11 protein-coding genes and 1 pseudogene are annotated in these 17,474 nt (G+C 68.5%); 4 read left to right on the forward strand and 8 right to left on the reverse strand.

All coding sequences use genetic code 11. The features are described from left to right. Window positions 1-72 precede the first annotated feature (72 nt). Together ACQCSX_RS19405 and ACQCSX_RS19410 are read right to left on the reverse strand one after the other, a co-directional pair. Window positions 73-1,320 carry an NAD(P)/FAD-dependent oxidoreductase gene (locus ACQCSX_RS19405; protein WP_427016847.1) on the reverse strand — a complete coding sequence of 416 codons (1,248 nt, stop codon included), beginning with the start codon at window positions 1,318-1,320 and terminating at the stop codon, window positions 73-75. Window positions 1,321-1,430: 110 nt separating this feature from the next. Beyond that, window positions 1,431-2,369: a LysR family transcriptional regulator gene (locus ACQCSX_RS19410; RefSeq protein WP_427016848.1), complete on the reverse strand. Its 939-nt coding sequence runs from the start codon at window positions 2,367-2,369 to the stop codon at window positions 1,431-1,433. Window positions 2,370-2,497: 128 nt separating this feature from the next. Between ACQCSX_RS19410 and tdh the strand changes: the two genes are divergently transcribed. Continuing rightward, window positions 2,498-3,580: an L-threonine 3-dehydrogenase gene (tdh, locus tag ACQCSX_RS19415; protein ID WP_427016849.1), complete on the forward strand. Its 1,083-nt coding sequence runs from the start codon at window positions 2,498-2,500 to the stop codon at window positions 3,578-3,580. Between the two features lie 8 nt (window positions 3,581-3,588). Continuing rightward, entirely contained in the window at window positions 3,589-4,803 is a 1,215-nt protein-coding gene (locus ACQCSX_RS19420; protein WP_427016850.1) for a glycine C-acetyltransferase, read from the forward strand. Window positions 4,804-5,001: 198 nt separating this feature from the next. Here ACQCSX_RS19420 and ACQCSX_RS19425 read toward each other — a convergent pair whose 3' ends face one another. Next, window positions 5,002-6,576: an IS1182 family transposase gene (locus ACQCSX_RS19425; RefSeq protein WP_427015623.1), complete on the reverse strand. Its 1,575-nt coding sequence runs from the start codon at window positions 6,574-6,576 to the stop codon at window positions 5,002-5,004. 181 nt (window positions 6,577-6,757) lie between these two features. Between ACQCSX_RS19425 and ACQCSX_RS19430 the strand changes: the two genes are divergently transcribed. After that, window positions 6,758-7,601, forward strand: a protein-coding gene (locus tag ACQCSX_RS19430) for an IS5 family transposase (RefSeq protein ID WP_427018933.1) whose coding sequence is annotated in 2 segments (ribosomal slippage) — window positions 6,758-7,063 and window positions 7,065-7,601 — 843 coding nt in all. Because the reading frame shifts where the segments join, the coding sequence is not laid out codon by codon here. A gap of 5 nt (window positions 7,602-7,606) precedes the next feature. Here ACQCSX_RS19430 and ACQCSX_RS19435 read toward each other — a convergent pair. The 3 genes from ACQCSX_RS19435 to ACQCSX_RS19445 all read right to left on the reverse strand — a co-directional run bounded on the left by ACQCSX_RS19435 (window position 7,607) and on the right by ACQCSX_RS19445 (window position 11,220). Next, the gene (locus tag ACQCSX_RS19435) at window positions 7,607-9,217 is read right to left on the reverse strand and encodes a stealth family protein (protein ID WP_427016851.1); all 1,611 of its coding nucleotides are present in this window, start codon (window positions 9,215-9,217) and stop codon (window positions 7,607-7,609) included. A gap of 177 nt (window positions 9,218-9,394) precedes the next feature. After that, entirely contained in the window at window positions 9,395-10,498 is a 1,104-nt protein-coding gene (locus ACQCSX_RS19440; RefSeq protein ID WP_427016852.1) for an NAD(P)/FAD-dependent oxidoreductase, read from the reverse strand. Between the two features lie 83 nt (window positions 10,499-10,581). Beyond that, the gene (locus tag ACQCSX_RS19445; RefSeq protein ID WP_427016853.1) at window positions 10,582-11,220 is read right to left on the reverse strand and encodes a LysE family translocator; all 639 of its coding nucleotides are present in this window, start codon (window positions 11,218-11,220) and stop codon (window positions 10,582-10,584) included. A gap of 109 nt (window positions 11,221-11,329) precedes the next feature. Between ACQCSX_RS19445 and hutI the strand changes: the two genes are divergently transcribed. Beyond that, on the forward strand, window positions 11,330-12,535 hold the full coding sequence (gene hutI, locus ACQCSX_RS19450) for an imidazolonepropionase (protein WP_427016854.1): 1,206 nt from the start codon (window positions 11,330-11,332) through the stop codon (window positions 12,533-12,535). A 119-nt stretch (window positions 12,536-12,654) separates the two neighbouring features. Here the strand turns inward: hutI and ACQCSX_RS19455 are convergent, their stop codons facing one another. Together ACQCSX_RS19455 and ACQCSX_RS19460 are read right to left on the reverse strand one after the other, a co-directional pair. Continuing rightward, window positions 12,655-13,887, reverse strand: coding sequence for a discoidin domain-containing protein (locus ACQCSX_RS19455; protein WP_427016855.1), 1,233 nt, complete (start codon window positions 13,885-13,887; stop codon window positions 12,655-12,657). A 263-nt stretch (window positions 13,888-14,150) separates the two neighbouring features. Beyond that, window positions 14,151-17,273, reverse strand: a pseudogene (locus ACQCSX_RS19460) (endo-alpha-N-acetylgalactosaminidase family protein); the annotation flags it as partial. Window positions 17,274-17,474 lie beyond the last annotated feature (201 nt).

A 17,474-nucleotide genomic window follows, 5' to 3' on the forward strand; every position in this document is an offset into this window, starting at 1 on the left:
GCGGCCGTGTCCCCGGCCGCCGCCGTCGGGTGCGGGGGTCTCGACGGGCTCGACCAGCGAGACCCCCGCTACTTAACGGTCGGGCCGCTCGACCATGATCTGCGTGCGGCGGTGGGTCAGATAGCCGACGGCCCAGTGGCCGATGGCACTGGCCCGCTGCGCCGTGCCCGAGAGCAAGGCCGCATGGACGGCCAGCCAGGCCAGGAAGGCCACCGGCCCCTGCATCTGGAACCGTTTGGCACCCAGTTCGGCGACGGCGCCCCCGCGGCCCACCATGGCCATGACACCCTTGTCGAGGTAGTGGAACGGTTCGCGCTGGCCGCCGGTGAGGTCGGCGTGGATGTTGCGGGCGGCCCACTTGCCGGACTGCTGTGCCACCGATCCGAGCTGCGGCAGCGCGTGCCCGGCGGCGTCGGTGAGGTTGGCGCAATCGCCGAGCACATACACGCCGTCGAAGCCGGGAACGGTCAGGTCCGTGGCCGCGTCGATCCGTCCGCCGCGCCCCTGCGGCAGCCCCACGCCCGCCACCAGCGCGCCCGCCTTCAGCCCGCCGGCCCAGATAACAATCCGCGTGGCGATCTGCGTCCCGTCCGCGAGGGTCACCGAGTCAGGGGTCACCTCGCTGACGCCGACCCCCAGACGCAGCTGGACGCCCACCTTGGCCAGCCGGGCCTTGGCGTAGCTTTGCGACTTCTTGGAGAAGGGTGCCAACACCGTGGGCAGCAGATCCACCAGGTGCACGCTGCAGCGCTCGGCCAGCCCCGCGGAGAAATAGCCCGGGACGCTGTATTTGAAGGCCTCCGCGATGGCACCGGCGGTTTCGACGCCGGTCGGGCCGCCGCCGACCACCACCACCGGAACGCCGCCGGACTCGTCCGCCGCGGCATCGGCGTCGTCGAGCTCCGCAAAGAGCTTGGCGCCCAGCCGGACGGCGTCCTGGACCGAATACAGCGGGTAGGCGTACCGTTCGACGCCGGGCGTATTGAAAAAGTTCGCCTCGGCTCCGGAGGCGATCACCAGGACCTGGGCCTGGTGGACGGTGCCGTCGGCCACGGTGACGGTGCGCGCGGCCGGGTCGATGGCCGTGGCTTCCGCCGTGAGCACCCTGACGTGTTTGTTCCCGCGGAAGATGGAGCGCAGCGACCGCGCCACCACCGAGGCCCCGAGCTGCGCCGTCGCCACCTGGTAGAGCAGGGGCTGGAACTGGTGGTAGTTGTTCTTGTCGATCAGCAGCACGTCGATGCCCTTGCGGCCGAGGTGCTCCGCCGCGGCCATGCCGGCGAAACCGCCGCCAAGGACGATGACCTGGGATGGGACCATTTCCGCCTCCTTCGCCGGTGCCGCCCTTGTGGCCGCGCGGCAGGGCGGGAAGGGGGACACTTGCCAGAATTGCAGCTGCCCCGGCGAAAGACAAGGGGTGGCAATGCCCGTTAGCCGGTCAGGTCCGCCATGACGCGCTGGAGCGCCTGGGCCACCAGCACCACCGAGGTGCGTTTGAGGCTTTCGGGCCGGGCCAGGATGTCGATCCGGCGCTTGGTGCTGATGCCCGTCAGCGGGCGCAGCACGACGGCCGGTGCCCCGGCCGGGGCCAGCGACGTGCTGGAGGTGTAGCGCGGGAGCAGGCCGATCACCTCGCCCGTGGACACCAGCGCGGCCACCGTGGAGTAGTCGTTGATCCGGTGCACCACCGTGACGGGCCGGCTGGCCACCGCGGCGATGGCCGCCAGCACGTCGTCGGGCGAGTAGCCGGCGCGGCTGGTCACCCAGGGCTGGTCGACGACGTCGGCGGGGGACAGGGCGTCCAGTGCGGCCAGCGGGTGGTCCGCGGCCAGCGCCACATCGAGGGGCTCGTGCGCCAGCGGCAACACCTGGACCTGCGGCGTGGGCCAGGGCGGGCTGTGGTCCATCCGGTGCGCCAGCACCAGGTCGTAGCGGGCGGCCAGGGCCGGGAAATCGTGCTGGGCCACGTCCTCGTCGGAGAGCAGCACGCGCGGCGTGCCGGTGCCGCCGTCGGCCCGCGCCATCTCACCCAGCGCACGCACCAACGGCGCGAAGAGTGCCTGGCCCGCGCTGTGGAAGCCGCTGATGGTGACCGCTCCGGTGGGATCGTGCTGGTACGCGCCGATGGCAGCCCTGGCGTGCGCCATCGCGTCCAGCACCCCGGCGCCGGCCTCGGCCAGCACCGCGCCGGCCTCGGTGAGCACCAGGTTCCGCCCCTCCTTGCGCGTGAGCGGGGTGTCCACGCCGCGCTGGAGCAGCGAGAGCTGCTGGGACACGGCCGACGGCGTCACGGACAGGGTCTCGGCCACGGCCTTGACGCTGCCCAGCTCGCCGAGTTCGCGGAGCATCTGCAGCTGGTGGAGTTCCATGGCGCCACACTACCATTAAGCATTTGCTAAATCGTTGATGGAGGAATTTCCGGTTGTGCTAAATGGTTTTGCTGGCTCTAATGGAGACAGCTAATCCCCTGCAAGCCACCATTGACAAGGACGGACCCATGAAGGCTCTGTACAAATCCGGACCGCACGAAGGTTTCGAACTGGTTGAGCGGCCCGAGCCCGAGGCCGGCCCCACCGACGTGAAGATCCGCGTCCACACCACCGGCATATGCGGCACCGACCTGCACATCCAGTCCTGGGACGCCTGGGCGGCCGCCACCATCAACGCCCCGCTGATCGCGGGCCACGAGTTCTACGGCGAGGTGGTCGAAATCGGCAAGGACGTCCGCGACGTCAAGGTGGGCGACAAGGTCTCCGGCGAGGGCCACGTGGTCTGCGGCATCTGCCGCAACTGCCGCGCCGGCCGCCGCCAGATGTGCATCAACACCCTCTCCGTGGGCGTCCAGCGCGACGGCGCCTTCGCAGAGTACGTGGTCATCCCCGAAACCAACGTCTGGGTCCACCACGACGAGAGCGTGACGCCGGAACTGGGCGCCATCTTCGACCCCTTCGGCAATGCCGTCCACACCGCCCTGAGCTTCGGCCTGGTGGGCGAGGACGTGCTGATCACCGGGGCCGGCCCCATCGGCCTGATGGCCATCGCCGTCGCCCGCCACGCCGGCGCCCGCAAGATTGTCATCACCGACGTCTCCGAGCCCCGCCTGAAGCTGGCCGAGCAGATGGGCGCGGACCTGGCCGTCAACGTCGCCACCACCCGCCTGAAGGACGCCCAGCGCGAGCTGGGCATGCGCGAGGGCTTCGACATCGGCATGGAAATGTCCGGCCACCCCACCGCGCTGCCGGAAATGATCGACAACATGAACCACGGTGGCCGCATCGCGATGCTGGGCCTGCCGAGCCAGTCCATCGACATCAACTGGGGCAAGGTGGTCACCCACATGCTCACGCTCAAGGGCATCTACGGCCGCGAGATGTTCGAGACCTGGTACGCGATGAGCGCCATGCTCTCCTCCAACCCGGTGCTGCACCACGCCATCGCCTCCGTGGTCACCGATGTCCTGCCCGCCACCGAATGGGAGGCCGGCTTCGCCGCCGCCCGCTCCGGCGTCGGTGGCAAGGTGGTCCTGGACTGGACCGTCTTCCACACCTCCGCCGATTCCACTGCCGCAGCGAACGCCTAAGGAACCCCATGTACACCTCCATGAAAGACCAGCTGGCCACCGAACTGGACGAGCTGCGCACCGCCGGCCTGTTCAAGGCCGAGCGCCAGATCACCACGGCCCAGTCCAGCCACATCATGGCCGGTCCGCTGGATGCAGCGCCCGCCGCGGTGCTGAACTTCTGCGCCAACAACTACCTGGGCCTGGCCGACCACCCGGAGATCATCGAGGCCGCCAAGACCGCCATGGACGAGCGCGGCTTCGGCATGGCCTCTGTCCGCTTCATCTGCGGCACCCAGGACACGCACCTGGCACTGGAGAAGCGTGTCTCGGAGTTCCTGGGCACCGAGGACACCATCTTGTTCTCCTCCTGCTTCGATGCCAACGGCGGCGTCTTCGAGTCGCTGTTCGGCCCGGCCGACGCCATCATTTCCGATGCGCTGAACCATGCCTCCATCATCGACGGCATCCGCCTGTGCAAGGCCGCGCGCTTCCGCTACGCCAACCAGGACATGGCCGACCTGGAGACGCAGCTGCAGGCCGCAGCCCAGATGAACGACGGCGCCGGCGCCCGCCGCACGGTGATCGTCACCGACGGCGTGTTCTCGATGGACGGCTACCTGGCCCCGCTGGCGGCCATCTGCGACCTCGCCGACAAGTACGGCGCCCTGGTCATGGTGGACGATTCCCACGCCGTGGGCTTCATGGGCGCCACCGGCGCCGGCACCCCGGAGCACGCCGGCGTTTCGGACCGCGTGGACATCTACACCGGCACCTTCGGCAAGGCCCTGGGCGGCGCGTCCGGCGGCTACGTGGCCGGCCGCGGCGAGATCGTCGCCATGCTGCGCCAGAAGGCCCGCCCGTACCTGTTCTCCAACTCGCTGGCCCCGGCCATCGTGGCCGCCACCATGAAGGCCCTCGACCTCGTGGCCGGCTCCGCCGAGCTGCGCACCAGGCTCTTCGAGAACGCCGCGCTGTTCCGCCGCCGGATGACCGAGGAGGGCTTCGAGCTGCTGGACGGCGAACACGCCATTGTCCCGGTGATGTTCGGCGACGCCGTCGTGGCCGCCCAGGTGGCCGACGAGATGCTCCGCCACGGCGTGTATGTCACGGCGTTCAGCTTCCCGGTGGTGCCCCGCGGTGCCGCGCGCATCCGCGTGCAACTCTCCGCCGCGCACAGTCCCGAGGACGTTGAGACCTGCGTGCGTGCCTTTGTGGCCGGCCGGGCCTCCCTGGCGGCCTAGGAGGGCGCTGAACAAGGGGCAATTCGGGGCCGCGGGTTTGGCTGTCGCACCTTTCCGGGGCCTTTGGCGGCCCGCTGGGGGTCTCCTTTCTGATCGCCGGAGATCTGGTTCGTGATTTTTGCGGGCCTTGTACCTCCGTTCGTGGCTCCCCGCGGCTGGGATTTGGCCCAGGACCGGGGTGGGGGCCCTTTCCGGGTCTTATCCCAGGGCCCAGGCCCCGTTGTGGCGGGTGAGGCCCAGTTTCAGGAGTCGCCGGAGGTTCAGCGCGGCGGTGCGGACCTGCAGCCAGGCGTTGTTCTTTTCAACTCCCCGGTATCTCAGGGCCCGGTTGCCTCCGGCGACCAGCCAGCCGATGGACCGTTCCACCAGGGGCCGGTGGGCCCGGTAGTCGTGCCGGAACCCGGGCTCGAGGGCGGCGGCCCGGTGGGCGCGCTGGCGGGCGTGGTGGACGGTGATGACGACCTTGCGCCCGCCCTTGGCCGTGGTGCATTTCTCCCGCAGCGGGCAGGCCTTGCAGGCGGTGCCGAAGTTCACGTTGCCTCTGGCGCTGATGGTGCGCACCTCACCTTTGGGGCAGGTGAGCGTGTTCTTTGCTTCGTCGTGGGTGAAGTCGTCCAGGTCGTAGCCGCCGGGCACTGCCGGGCGCAGCGGCCTGGGCTTGACCAGCCCCTGGTGCCCGGCCCCGTCGAGGTGTTCGAGCATGGGCCCGGAGCCGTAGGCCGAATCGCCAAGCATTTGGTAGTCAACCTCCGTATCCTTCATGGTCGGATCGGCGGCGGCCAGCCCGATTCCGGCCTCCGCGTCGCTGGAACCGGGGCCGGCGGCCCGGGTCATCACGGCGCTGGTGTAGAGCCCGGTTTCCGGTTCGGCAATGATGTGTCCCTTGAACCCGTCCATCATCACCGAGCGGGACTTGTGCGCGTGCCTGGCCTCGGGATCCACGATGGAGACCATCCGGTCCCGGGCGACCTTCCGGGCGATCCGCCACCGCCCGTCGGTGCCGTCGGAACCCTCGGCCGGCTCCACGTCCTGGCCCGAAACCAACGCCAGCAGCACGTAGGCCTGCGCCTGCGGCGAGTCTTCTTCCAGGGTGTCGGGATCCACCGCGCCAAGCAGGGCCAGGGCGTCGGTGACCAGCCCCGAGACCAGGGCGTCCTTCGCTTCCTTGTCGTCCCAGGCGATGTCCGGCTTGCCCACGTGCGAGTAATCGTAGGAGGTGGCATGGACCGCCATGAGCGTGGCCCCGTGCTCCATGGCCCTGCCGAAACGGCGGATCACGGCAATCAGCTGGGTGATGGTGTCCTGCCGGGCCACCGCATCGGCGAACACGGTCGAATCCACCGCCCGGCGGTGCCGGCCGGTGAGGACACCGGTCGCGGTGATGACCTGGGCGACGGCTTCGGTGATGCGGTGCGGGTTGCTGCTGCCGCGCAGGCGGTTGCGCCAATGCACCAGCGCCGTGGGATGGAACGCGGTCTCGGTCAGCCCGTACCCGCAGGCGGCCTTCCACCGCAGGTCAAAGGTCAAGGCTTCGGCGGCGGCCCGGTCCGAGAGACCCTCCAGGGCCTGCAGGACCAGGACGGTGCCGATGACCGCGGCCGGGATCGAGGGCCTGCCCCGGGTGGAGGGAAACAGGTCCTCCATCATCGAGTCCGGGAAAAGCTCCGAGCGGTGCCCGGCCAGAAACGCGTAGGCACTCCCCGGGGCCAACAGCTCCCCGGCCAGCGCCTCCACATCCAAATACCCGCGCTGGGCCTCTTCAATTCCTTGCATGCATCCAGTCTTAAGGACCAGGACCCGAAGTCCAGCAGGCGCGCCTTAAACCACCCAAATTGTTCAGCACAGTCCTAGGGTGTGTCTCCTAATCAGTGGTTTTGCGGTTTGGCATGATTGATGGGTGCCTTCTCGCTATTCCGTGTTGTCCGATGCCCAGTGGGAGTCCATTGCCCCGTTGATGCCCGATTCGTCGGGGAAACCGGGCCGACCCTTCAACGACCACCGGCTGATGACCGAGGGCATCATCTACCGCTACCGGGCAGGGATCCCATGGCGTGATCTCCCTGCCTATTTCGGGTCGTGGAAGACCGTGTGGAAGCACCACCGCCGCAACGCCGCCAACGGGACCTGGGACAAGGTCCTGGCGGCGTTGCTGACCCGCGCGGACACGGCCGGGCTGATCAACTGGGAGGTCTCGATCGACTCCACGGTCAACCGTGCCCACCAGCACGGCACGAACCTGCCCCGCCACACAGGGGGACCTGTCGAATTACAGGAATCTGCTCGACGAGCCTGAGGACCATGCCATCGGCCGGTCCCGCGGCGGGCTGACCACCAAGATCCACGCCCTGGTGGATGGCAACATGCGTCCCCTGGTCCTGCTGCTGGGGCCGGGCCAGGGCGGGGACTCGCCGATGTTTGAGAACCTCATGGAGGCCCTGAAGGTAGAAAGGCCCGGTCCCGGCCGGGCCCGCACCCGCCCGGACCGGGCCATGGCCGACAAGGCCTATTCCTCCAAAGCAATCCGGGCGTACCTGCGCGGGCGGGGCATCGAGTGCGTTATCCCGGAAAAGGACGACCAGAAGGCCAACCGGAAACGCAAGGGCTCCGCCGGGGGACGCCCCGTCAGATACGACAGGGACGCCTACAAACGGCGCAATGTGGTCGAGCGCAGCTTCAACACCCTCAAGCAATGGCGGTCCCTGGCCACCCGCTACGACAAACTGGCCCTCACCTACCGCTCAGCGGCCGTCCTGCACGCCGTCGTCATCTGGAGCGCCGCATTGGGAGACACGCCCTAGTACGCCTAGGTCAAGGCCGAGTCGTTTTCCCAGGGGGCCGGGATGGGGAAATACGCCTTCATGAAGTCGGTGACGGCCGTGGTGCGCAGGTCGTCATCGATTTCGGGAAAGCTGCCGTCGTTGAGGCAAAAGAAGTCCATGTTGCGCCGTCGAAGCAACACCTCCATCTCCCGCAGGGCCGCCCGTTTGGTGGTGTCCACATATTTGACCTTGGCCATCTCCTGGAGCACTGCGCGGCCGGTGACCAGGGCGTAGTAGTGGTAGAGCGAGCAGGTGACGGAGATGTTGGTGCTCGCGCGGAAGGTGCTGGCGGCCGTCTGGGTGAACTCTTCGGAGAACTCGCGCTCCATCTCCGCAAGGACGCTGCGGCGCAGCGCGGTGGGTGCGTGGGCCAGATGCCGGGTGGTGATCCGGCCAAAGCGCTCGTAGAGCAGGCGCCGGTTGACCCGGGCCGCGTTCTCGAAGCCGCTGCGCTTCGGGTCGGTGCCACCGAGCCCGATCCGGGTGGTTGCCTCGACGAAGCGGGTGATGCCGCCCGGGGAGAAGAACATGTCCGGGCTCACGGGGCGGCCGAAGAACACATCGTCGTTGAAATAGAGGAAGTGCTCGGCGAGGCCCTCGATGTGGTGCAGTTGGCTTTCGACGGCCATGGAATTGTAGGTGGGCAGCACGGAGGGATCGGTGAAGAAGTCCGCACTGCGCACCAGGGTGACCGAGGGGTGCTCGGCCAGCCACGCGGGCCGGGGCGAATCGGTGGCGACAAAGATGCGCCGGATCCATGGCGCGAAAAGGTAGACGGACCGCAGCGCGTACCGGAGCTCCTCAATCTGGCGGAACCGTGCCTCATGGTCATCGCCCTGGCCCAGCTGGACGTGGCGCATTTGCCCTTTGACCCCGGCCAGCCACGCCGGGTCGGAGCCATCGACCCAGGAGAACACAAGGTCGATGTCAAAAGTGATGTCGGTGGCGTGGTCGGAGAACATGTTCTCGATGGTCGGCCAGTGCAGGCCATAGCGTTCCACCGTGCCCCGCACGGCGTCCCGGGCGGGAATGGTGCGCCGGGTCAGCGAATTTTCAATCGGCAATGTGATCTCCGCCGCGGCAAAGGACCACAATTCCAGCTGGATTCCGGCGGCGGCACCGAAGGCCAGGCCGCTGCCGGGCACCAGGCGCGGCCGGAAGATCCGGAAGATCCGCGCCTTGGGAGTGTCCGCAAGGGTGCCGTCGGCCACCAGGCCCAGCACGGGCTTCTTCACGTCGACGGTCTTGGCGTAAAACGGTTCATCCTGGCAGGCGGCGGCCAGCGACTCGCGCAGCTGCCGGCGGTCCGTCCAGGACACGGCCAGGACCGGGCGCTCGTCATTGCCGCGCACCAACAAATATCCGATGCCGGCCGCATCCAGGGCGCGGCGGATGAACAACAGGTCTTCCACCATGGCCTGGTGCGGGGTCAGCGCGGCGTTGGCCAGGGCGTAACGGCCGCGATGCCTGACCAGGTCCCCACGGGCAAGCAGCCGCGCAGCCGTCGCCGCGCTGGCACTCTGGACCACCTCCACCGTCACCGGTTCCTCCGGACCCCCGATGTAGATGTCGCGGTCGGCGGCAATATCGGTCATCGTCGTACCCCCCTCGCCTCTTGGGCCGGACGCGGGCACGGGCCGTGGGTGCGCAAATGCGCCACCCGGCCCGGCTAAGCCGGAAGCTACCTGGTCCGGCCCCGATGGGCCGATCCAGTACCAGTTTCCGGCGTCAACCGTGTTACGTCCAGCCCCCCGGCTGCAGCAGCGGGACCGCTAGCGCAGCGGGCTGAGGGCGGCGGCCAGCGCGCGGTCCACGGCGTCCAACGGCATGGCCGCGCGGTCGGGTTCCAAACCGCGCAGGACCAGCTCAGCGGCCAGGTCCGCCAGGGCGGCCGAGGTCTGGATCCCGTAGCCGCCCTGCCCGGCCAGCCAGAAGAATCCCGGCGCCTCGGCATCGAATCCGGCCACCGGCAGCCCGTCCTTGGGGGAGGTGCGCAGCCCGGTCCAGGCCCGCTCGACGCTCTCGAACCCCAGGCTCGTCACGCCCGCCAGCCGGTGGAGGAGGGCCTCGATGTCCCCGGGCAGCACCTGCGCATCCTGCGCCGTGCTGGGCACCGATTCGCATGGCGAAACCAGCAGATGCTCGCCGTCGGGGCGGTAGTAGAAGGAATCGTCGGCCGCGGCCACCATCACTCCATGCGGGTCCACCGGGGTGGTGGTGCGCAGCAGGGCGGCGCTGCGCCGGTGCGGCGTCAGCCCCAGCGTGGAGACGCCGAAAACCACTGCCACCGGATCGGCCCAGGCCCCGGCCGCATTGACCACGGTGCGTGCGTCGATGCCCTGCCCACCGGCACCCACGGTCCAGCCGCGGGCCGTCCGCGAGGCCGTGTGCACGGGGGCCCCGGTGAGGATGAGCGCGCCCGCGGCCACGGCGGCGGAACGGTAGAACTCCAGCAGCGCCGGCACATCGACCTCCAGGGCCGATCCGTCCAGGCAGGCCGCCGCAAAGGATTCGGGGCGCAGGTCCGGGCTCAGCCGCAGCGCTTCGGCATGGTCCAGCGGCTGCAGCACGGGGTTGCCCGCCATCAGGGCGGAGATCTGGGCGGCGGTGCCGATGATGACCTCCGGCCGCGGCCGGAGGATGGGTGTGCCCAGCCCCGCGGAAATCTGCTGGACGGACGCGATGGTCCGGCGCGTCAGCACCCGGATTGGATCGGGCCCGTAGCTGGGCTGCAGCTGCCGGGCGGACCGGGACGAAGCGTGGTAGGCCAGCGTCTCCTCGGCCTCGACCAGCACCACCGAGGCCGAGGCGGCCAGCCGCCCGGCCAGGGACAATCCGGCGATACCGCCGCCGATGATCAGTACGTCGCATTCCATAGGGCCATCGTGGCAGAGAACCACGTGCCCGGCCACCGGCGTGGAACGCGCCCGGCGCATCCGGGCGCAACCCCGGCCGCAGGCTAGCTGGCGGCGCTGGAGGCGATGACGCCCAGGCCGAGCGCGGCCAGGACGCCGGAGGTGGCGCGCTCAAAGACGGTGGAGACCTTGGGCCGGCGCAGCCATTGGTTGGCCTTGGCCGCCAGCGCCGTGACAATGGCCAAGTAGCCGAAGGCAATGGCGGCCAGGATGGTGCCGAGCACCAGGGCCGTGGCCATGGTGTTGCCGCCGTGCGGAATGAACTGCGGCACCACGGCCAGGTAGAACAGGCCCACCTTGGGGTTGAGGATGGTGGAGAGCGCGCCGGAGCCGAAGCCCGCCCAATGGCTGTACCGCAGCGGCTTGCGTTCCTCGCCCGCGGCCGCCTGCGCCCCGGCCCTGCGCGCCCGCAGGAAGGAGGAGATGCCCAGGTACAGCAGGTACAGGCCGCCGGCAATCTTCAGCCAGCGGAAAACCTCGGCGGACTGTTCCAGGATGGCCGCCAGCCCCACGCCCACCAGGGCCGCCCAGAGGATCGCCGACAGCGAGGACCCGGCGGCCGCGGCAATGGCCGCGCTGGGGCGGTTCAGGGCGATCCGGAGCACCAGGAAGGTGTCGGGCCCGGGGGTTACGGCAAGGACGAGGCAAAGGCCGGCAAAGGCCAGCAGGGATACGGCAGTCACACTGTCAATGATGGGGCAGGTCCGCCGGAAGCGGCAACTGTCCGGAAGCACAGACGCCTTCGCTTTCGGACACGCGTCCGGCGGCAGGGGAGCGGCATACGCTGGGTGGATGAGCGAATTGATCACCAACATTGGCGAATTGATGACCCAGGATGCCGCGCACGGAACCCGCCGCCAGGCCGCCGTCGTGCTGGAGGGGGAGCGGATTGCGTGGATCGGCGACGCCGCCGCCGCCCCGGCTGCGGACACGGTGGTGGATGCCCAGGGCCGGGCCGTGCTGCCGGGCTGGGTGGATTCGCACACCCACCTGGTCTTTGCCGGCGACCGCACCAGCGAATTCGAGGCGCGGATGGCCGGGGAGAGCTACAGCGCCGGGGGGATCGGCGTCACGACGGCGGCCACCCGGGCCGCCAGCGACGCCGAGCTCACGGCGCTGGCGCAGGGCCGCGTGGCCGAGGCCGTCGCCGGGGGCACCACCTATCTTGAGACCAAGACCGGCTACGGTCTCACCGTGGAGCAGGAGGGGCGGAGTGCGCGGATTGCCGGCGCCGTGGCGGACCAGGTGACCTATCTGGGCGCCCACCTGGTGCCGGCCGGCATGGATGCCGAGGAGTACACGGACCTGGTCTGCGGACCCATGCTGGCGGCCGTGCTGCCCTTCGCCGGCTGGGCCGACGTCTTCTGCGAGCGGGGCGCCTTCACCGAGGAGCAGAGCCGGCGGGTGCTGGCCGCCTGTGCCGCCGCGGGCCTGGGCCTGCGCGTGCACGGCAACCAGCTCGGCCCCGGTCCCGGGGTCCGGCTGGCGGTGGAGTTCGGTGCGGCCAGCGTGGACCACGTGAACTTCCTGGACGACGGCGACGTCGAGGCGCTCGCGGCCAGCTGGGCCGGCTGGGACGCGGGCACGGGCACGCGCGGCACCGTCGCCACGGTGCTGCCCGCCTGCGACCTGTCCACCCGGGCCCCGCTGGCCCCGGCCAAGCGCCTGCTCGACGCCGGCGTGCAGGTGGCCATCGCCTCCAACTGCAATCCCGGCACCTCCTACACCTCCTCCATGGCCTTCAACGTGGCCACGGCGGTGCTGCAGATGGGGCTCAGCGTGGAACAGGCGGTCCGGGCCGCCACCTACGGCGGGGCGCTGGCCCTGGGCCGTGAACGCGGTGTGGATGCGGACGGGCAGCGGGCCGTCGGGTCCATCGCCGTCGGGCACCGGGCCGACCTGCACCTGCTGAACGCCCCCTCGGCAACCCATCTGGCCTACCGGCCGGGCATGCCGCTGACCCACGCCGTCTGGCGCCGGGGCGTGCGCGCCCTCTGACCCGGCGCCCTCTGACCCGGGGACGCGCGGCAGGGCTCCACCACGAAAGCGGCTGCGCAATCCCGGATTTCGGGATTGCGCAGCCGCCCCTGTCCTACGGGTGCGCTAGCGGGATGCTTCTACGGTGTGCAGGCCGTGTCGGCCGGCCGCGGCGACGGGGCGAACCCGGCCGCCGTGGCCGGCGAACTGCCGTAGACCCGCATTTCCGCTGCGGCTGCAAACGCCTGGCCGTTGATGGCGCTGTTCGCCTGGAACTTCACGTACCTGGCCTGCACGGGCGCGAAGGTGATGGTCTGCATCGCCGCCGTATCGGCCAGGTTCCCCGTGGCCACCTGGGTCCAGGTGGTGCCGTCCCCGGAGGTGAAGACCGTGTAGCCCTTGACCTTGCCGTTCTGGCCGCCGCTCTGGCGGCCCTGGTAGCCAAACCCGCCCACGGTGTACTCACCGTCAAACGAGAGCTGCACCCAGTGCGGGTAGCCGGTGATCGAGGGATCGTACTGGGTGTGCCAAATGCTGCCCAGGTCTCCGTCCAGGACATTCCCGACGGGACCCTCGCCCGGACCCGAATCAAGGTTCTGCGAGTCCGCCGTGGCCGTCATGGACGACGTGGGCACGATGGCCTGGGTTCCGACCCGCAGGTTTGAATCGGAGTCCACGGTCTTGGTGCCGCAGTTGTTGAAATAGCTGGCCGCCGGATGGATCAGCGTGGTGCTTCCGGCCGCGGCGGCCGGGGTGGTGATGATCCAGCGGGTGGTTGCCGTGGCGCCGGGCTTGACCGTGCCCACCAGGTTGGCGTCCTTGGCTGCGACCTGGGCGGTCCAGCCATCCGGCAGCGTGCCCAGCGACATGGCCACGTTCGTGGCATCGGTGGCCTCATTGTTGGTGAACGTGGTGGTGTAGCTGTTGGTGGTGCCCGGGTTGAGGTCCGCGTTGGCCGGACCGGCCACCGCGGCACAGGCCGCGCCGCCGCTGACGGCACCCAGGTCCGTGACGGTGAAGTCGTCCAGCACGAAATCGGCACCGTTGGCCCCGCCGGTCTTGCGCAGGCCCACCCAGTTGTCGCCGCACCCGGCCGTGAACGTCCGCGAGTAGCTGGCGGTGTCCAGTGCCGGGGCCATGGCCTCGGCCTTGAGGTCCTTGGACGCCACGGTGCCGCCGGCAGTACCCCCGGAGAGAGTGTCCGAGCCCGTCACCCACTGCCATTGGCCGGCAATGTTGGTCTGGTACTTGAACTCAACCTTGTAGGAGTGGCCGGCCGTGAACGGCACCGTAGCCGGCACCGTCCGGTACACCAGGCCGGTGTTTTCCTCATGCGATTTGAGCGAGTTGTTGCCGTTGAGCACGTCATCCACCGCCTGGCCGGTGAGCGTGCCCGTGCTGTACGGGCGGTAGGTGTTCTTCCATTCCTTCTGCGAGTAGGGGGGTGGAGGTTGCTGATGCTGGTGCGCGGATCGGTGACCCCGCCGGCGCCGCCCTTCACGAAGGGTCCCCAGCCGGGCTGGTTGCCTTCAAAGTTGGCGGATGCGACGATGTTGCCGCTGGTTCCGGCCACCGGCGTCGTCGTATCCTCCATGATGCGGACATCGTCGAGGGTGACGGCGGCGGACCCGGCCACGGCACCGATGGATACGTCCACCTTGCCGTTGGCGGGCACGGTGAACGCCACCGAGGCGCGCTGTGAATTCGTGCCAGCCTTCGCATCCGCTGCCACAGTGTTCTCGGCTGGGGTGATGTCGAAGGTGTTGGACGCGGCCAGATCCTTGCCGCTGACGGCCAGCGTAACGGCACGGCGGTTGCCGGCCGCAATGTCAACGTTGGCGCTGAGCGTGTACTTCTTGCCCTTGTCCAGTTTCTTGATGGTTTGGGAAATGGCCGACGACGACGTGCCCAGGACCGCGATGTTGTCGCCCGCCGCGGTGCGCGAGATGGCGGCGCCACCGGTCGGATTCCAGCCCATGAGGTTTCCGGCGTTGAACCCAGGGTCGGCCACGGGGGATCCGTCTCCGTAGTCGGCGTCCTTGTTGACGGGCTTGTCCCCGTTGGGTGCCAGCACGTAGGGGGTGCCCTTGTCGCCGGTCAGCGTCACGGTGCCGTTGGCGGCGGTGATGTCCGAGACCTTGACCCGGCCCTGGTCGGTGAGCTTGTAGAGGTCGAAGTTGCGGGTCTTGGCGAACTGGCTGGTCAGCGTGAACGTACTGGTGCCCCCGTCCGCCGAGTAGAAGTACATCTTGTCGGCCTTGGCCGGCGAGGTGGTCTGGCCATTGTTCTTCGCGTCCTGCCAGGGCAGCAGGTACGTGCCGCCCTTCAGGACCACGGCGTTGCCCATGGTGATCTGGCGCTGGCCGTCCACCATGGTGATTCCGACGCCGCCGGTCAGGGTGGCCGACGTGCCGAAGTTCCAGTTGGTGACGTCGAAGTGCTGGATGAATTTGGTGGGCAGGTTGGAGGTGAAAATGTTGCTGTAGAACGTATTCCAATCGTTCTGGCCGGTCCAGCCCTCAAATTCCTTGATCTGGGTTCCGCCCAGCAGGGGATCGGTGTTCCAGACGTCGCGGTCCGCGTTGGAGATGAACCGGACAATGTTGGAGTTGATGCCCTTGTTGGTGGCGCCGCCATAGTTCTTGTCGTTGGCCCAATGGGACCAGACGGAGTTGCCCTCAAACTTGCAGGCCCATTCCGAGGCCACCTCGAAGCCCATCGTGCGCAGCTGCGCGGCCAGTTGGTCGGCCAGCCAGCCGCTGGAATAGTAGGCATCGATGTACACGGTCTTGATGCCGGGCGCCTCCTTGCGGAGCTGGGCGAAGCGGTCCAGGATGGCGCCCGTGCCAAGGTCCGTGCGCTGGTCGATGTGGTACGACTGGTTCAGCCAGTCCCAGCCGTTGACCTGGCCCGAGATCATGCCCTCGCTGAAGCTCTGGGCCTGCGGGTAGGCCTCGGTGACGTTCACATGGACGGCGACATCGGCATTGAACTTGGCCCCGGTGCTGGTCAGCGTGTTCAGCTCGGCCAGTCCACCGGCGCGGGTGTTGTAGTCTCCGCCATAGTCCGGATGGGCGGAGTCATGGCCCTCGTTGGCGTAGCCCTTTTCCAGCACCCACTGGCCCAGATCGTCGGTGGACATCGAGATCCGCTTGACGTTGTCCAGGGTCTTCAGGAACGGGTTGGTTGCCTCGGAGGCGAAGTTGAACGGGATGTGCTGGACCACCCGCTCGGGGACGCGGTCCGAGCCCAGCGGCGCCGCCATCGCGGCACGGAACGCGATGGCGCCATCTTCCCAGGTGGCCTTGCCGTCGCCGTTGGCGTCGGCGGAGAGCACCACTGTGGTCTTGGGCAGGGCATAGAACTGCACGCGGGAATCCGTGGCACCGGCCGCGGCGTACGTGTAGGTGCCGGTGGACAGCGCGGCGCGCTTGGCGCCGTTGCCGGCGTCGAGGATCTGCGACTGCAACCGGCTGTTCCAGTTGGTGTTGCTGTCCTGTGCGGAGTCGTCCGTGGCGTTGGTCAACAGGCCGGCCGAGAGTGCGGAGTTGCTGACAAAACCATACGGTGTGCCGACCGGGGCCGCATCCGGCGTTGACGTGCCGATCACCGGCACGAACTGGTCCGCCGTGGTGGTCGAATCGCTGGAGATCCTGGTGCGGGCCAACTGGGCCCGGGCATCCCCGGAATCGACCGAGACGAGGGACTGGTTGGGGATGGCGAGGTGGTCCACCGTGGCGGCCGCGCTGCCGGAGATCTTGGTGACGGCAAAGTCGACGGTGTTGTTCTTGGTGACGGTGATCGAGGATTCGATGGACAGGTTGGGGAAGTCCGCGAACGTGGAGGTGTAGCTGGCCGAATCCTTCGCCGCGCTCGCGGTGGTGGTGGCGGTGTGGTTTGTGCCGTTGATGGCGAAGTCCTTGAGCAGGTCCGCCTGGCCGGAGAGCGATTTGCCGTCCAGGGTGTAGGAGATGACCTGCGGGAATTCCTTGCCCACCAGCACATCCAGGCCCTTTCCGTTGCTGATCTTCACGGGCGTGGCCGGATCGGCGGGAGGTGCCGGCGGCACAGGTTGGGGCGTGGTGTCGCCCACGGCGCGCACGCGCAGCTCCGACGCCGAGGCATTGGTGCTGCCGTTGACGGCGCTGTCGGCCTCAAACTTCACATAGCGGGCCTTGACCGGGCTGTCGAAGAGGACAGTCTGGACGGCCGTCTGGCTGGTTGGCTGGGCAAAGCTGCCGGTTGCCACCGGCGCACCCCAATCGCCGGCGGGGTCGGTGGCAATGCTGCGGTCAGTGGTGGCGAAGACCTTGAAGTTCTTCACGGGTCCGTTGGCCTGGTTCTTGACGGAGTAGTCCAGGCCCGTCAGGGTGAACGATCCGCCCACATCCCAGGAGATCCAGTGCGGCATGGGGTCGGCCACGCCGGCGTCGTTGACCATCTTGTAGGCCACGGTCCACTGCGAGGCGTAGTCGTTGTCGAAGGCACCGGCGGCTGTTCCGTCCAGGGCGGGCGGTGCCGGATAGGCCGGCGATTGCGAATCCGTGCCGAGGAGCGTGTATTGGCCCGGTGCCACGGGCGTTCCGGACACATCGGGTGCGGCGTCGGCGGCTACAGCGCCGGTTCCGACGCTCAGTGCGGCGACCAGGGAGGCTGTTGCCGCACAGGCTGCCACCCGCTGGAATGAGGCGCCGCGCCACGGGGGTTTTCTGGTGTGCTGGGTGGTCATGCGATGTCCTTCGTGCCGTGGGGTGCACATGTTCCGGCGACAGCGTGCCGCGGCGGAACAGGCAATTGTTATGGATAACACGTTGACTATGACACCGGTGTGACAGAAATTACAACCATGGGTAAAAAGATTCAATTTTGTCAACGGGGTGCAGATATAGGCTGCCCGCCTCCGGCTTGGGGGCGCAGATGGTTGCTGGATCGAAGTTGATCATTTATTGCATATATCCGT

Source organism: Pseudarthrobacter sp. P1 (assembly GCF_050156935.1).
Classification (GTDB): Bacteria; Actinomycetota; Actinomycetes; order Actinomycetales; family Micrococcaceae; genus Specibacter.

Excerpts from the sequence above, each read along its gene's own strand:
- hutI (WP_427016854.1), top strand. The coding sequence starts at position 11,330 with ATGAGCGAATTGATCACCAACATTGGCGAATTGATGACCCAGGATGCC.
- ACQCSX_RS19405 (WP_427016847.1), bottom strand. The coding sequence starts at position 1,320 with ATGGTCCCATCCCAGGTCATCGTCCTTGGCGGCGGTTTCGCCGGCATG.
- ACQCSX_RS19435 (WP_427016851.1), bottom strand. The coding sequence starts at position 9,217 with ATGACCGATATTGCCGCCGACCGCGACATCTACATCGGGGGTCCGGAG.
- ACQCSX_RS19410 (WP_427016848.1), bottom strand. The coding sequence starts at position 2,369 with ATGGAACTCCACCAGCTGCAGATGCTCCGCGAACTCGGCGAGCTGGGC.
- ACQCSX_RS19440 (WP_427016852.1), bottom strand. The coding sequence starts at position 10,498 with ATGGAATGCGACGTACTGATCATCGGCGGCGGTATCGCCGGATTGTCC.
- ACQCSX_RS19425 (WP_427015623.1), bottom strand. The coding sequence starts at position 6,576 with ATGCAAGGAATTGAAGAGGCCCAGCGCGGGTATTTGGATGTGGAGGCG.
- tdh (WP_427016849.1), top strand. The coding sequence starts at position 2,498 with ATGAAGGCTCTGTACAAATCCGGACCGCACGAAGGTTTCGAACTGGTT.
- ACQCSX_RS19420 (WP_427016850.1), top strand. The coding sequence starts at position 3,589 with ATGTACACCTCCATGAAAGACCAGCTGGCCACCGAACTGGACGAGCTG.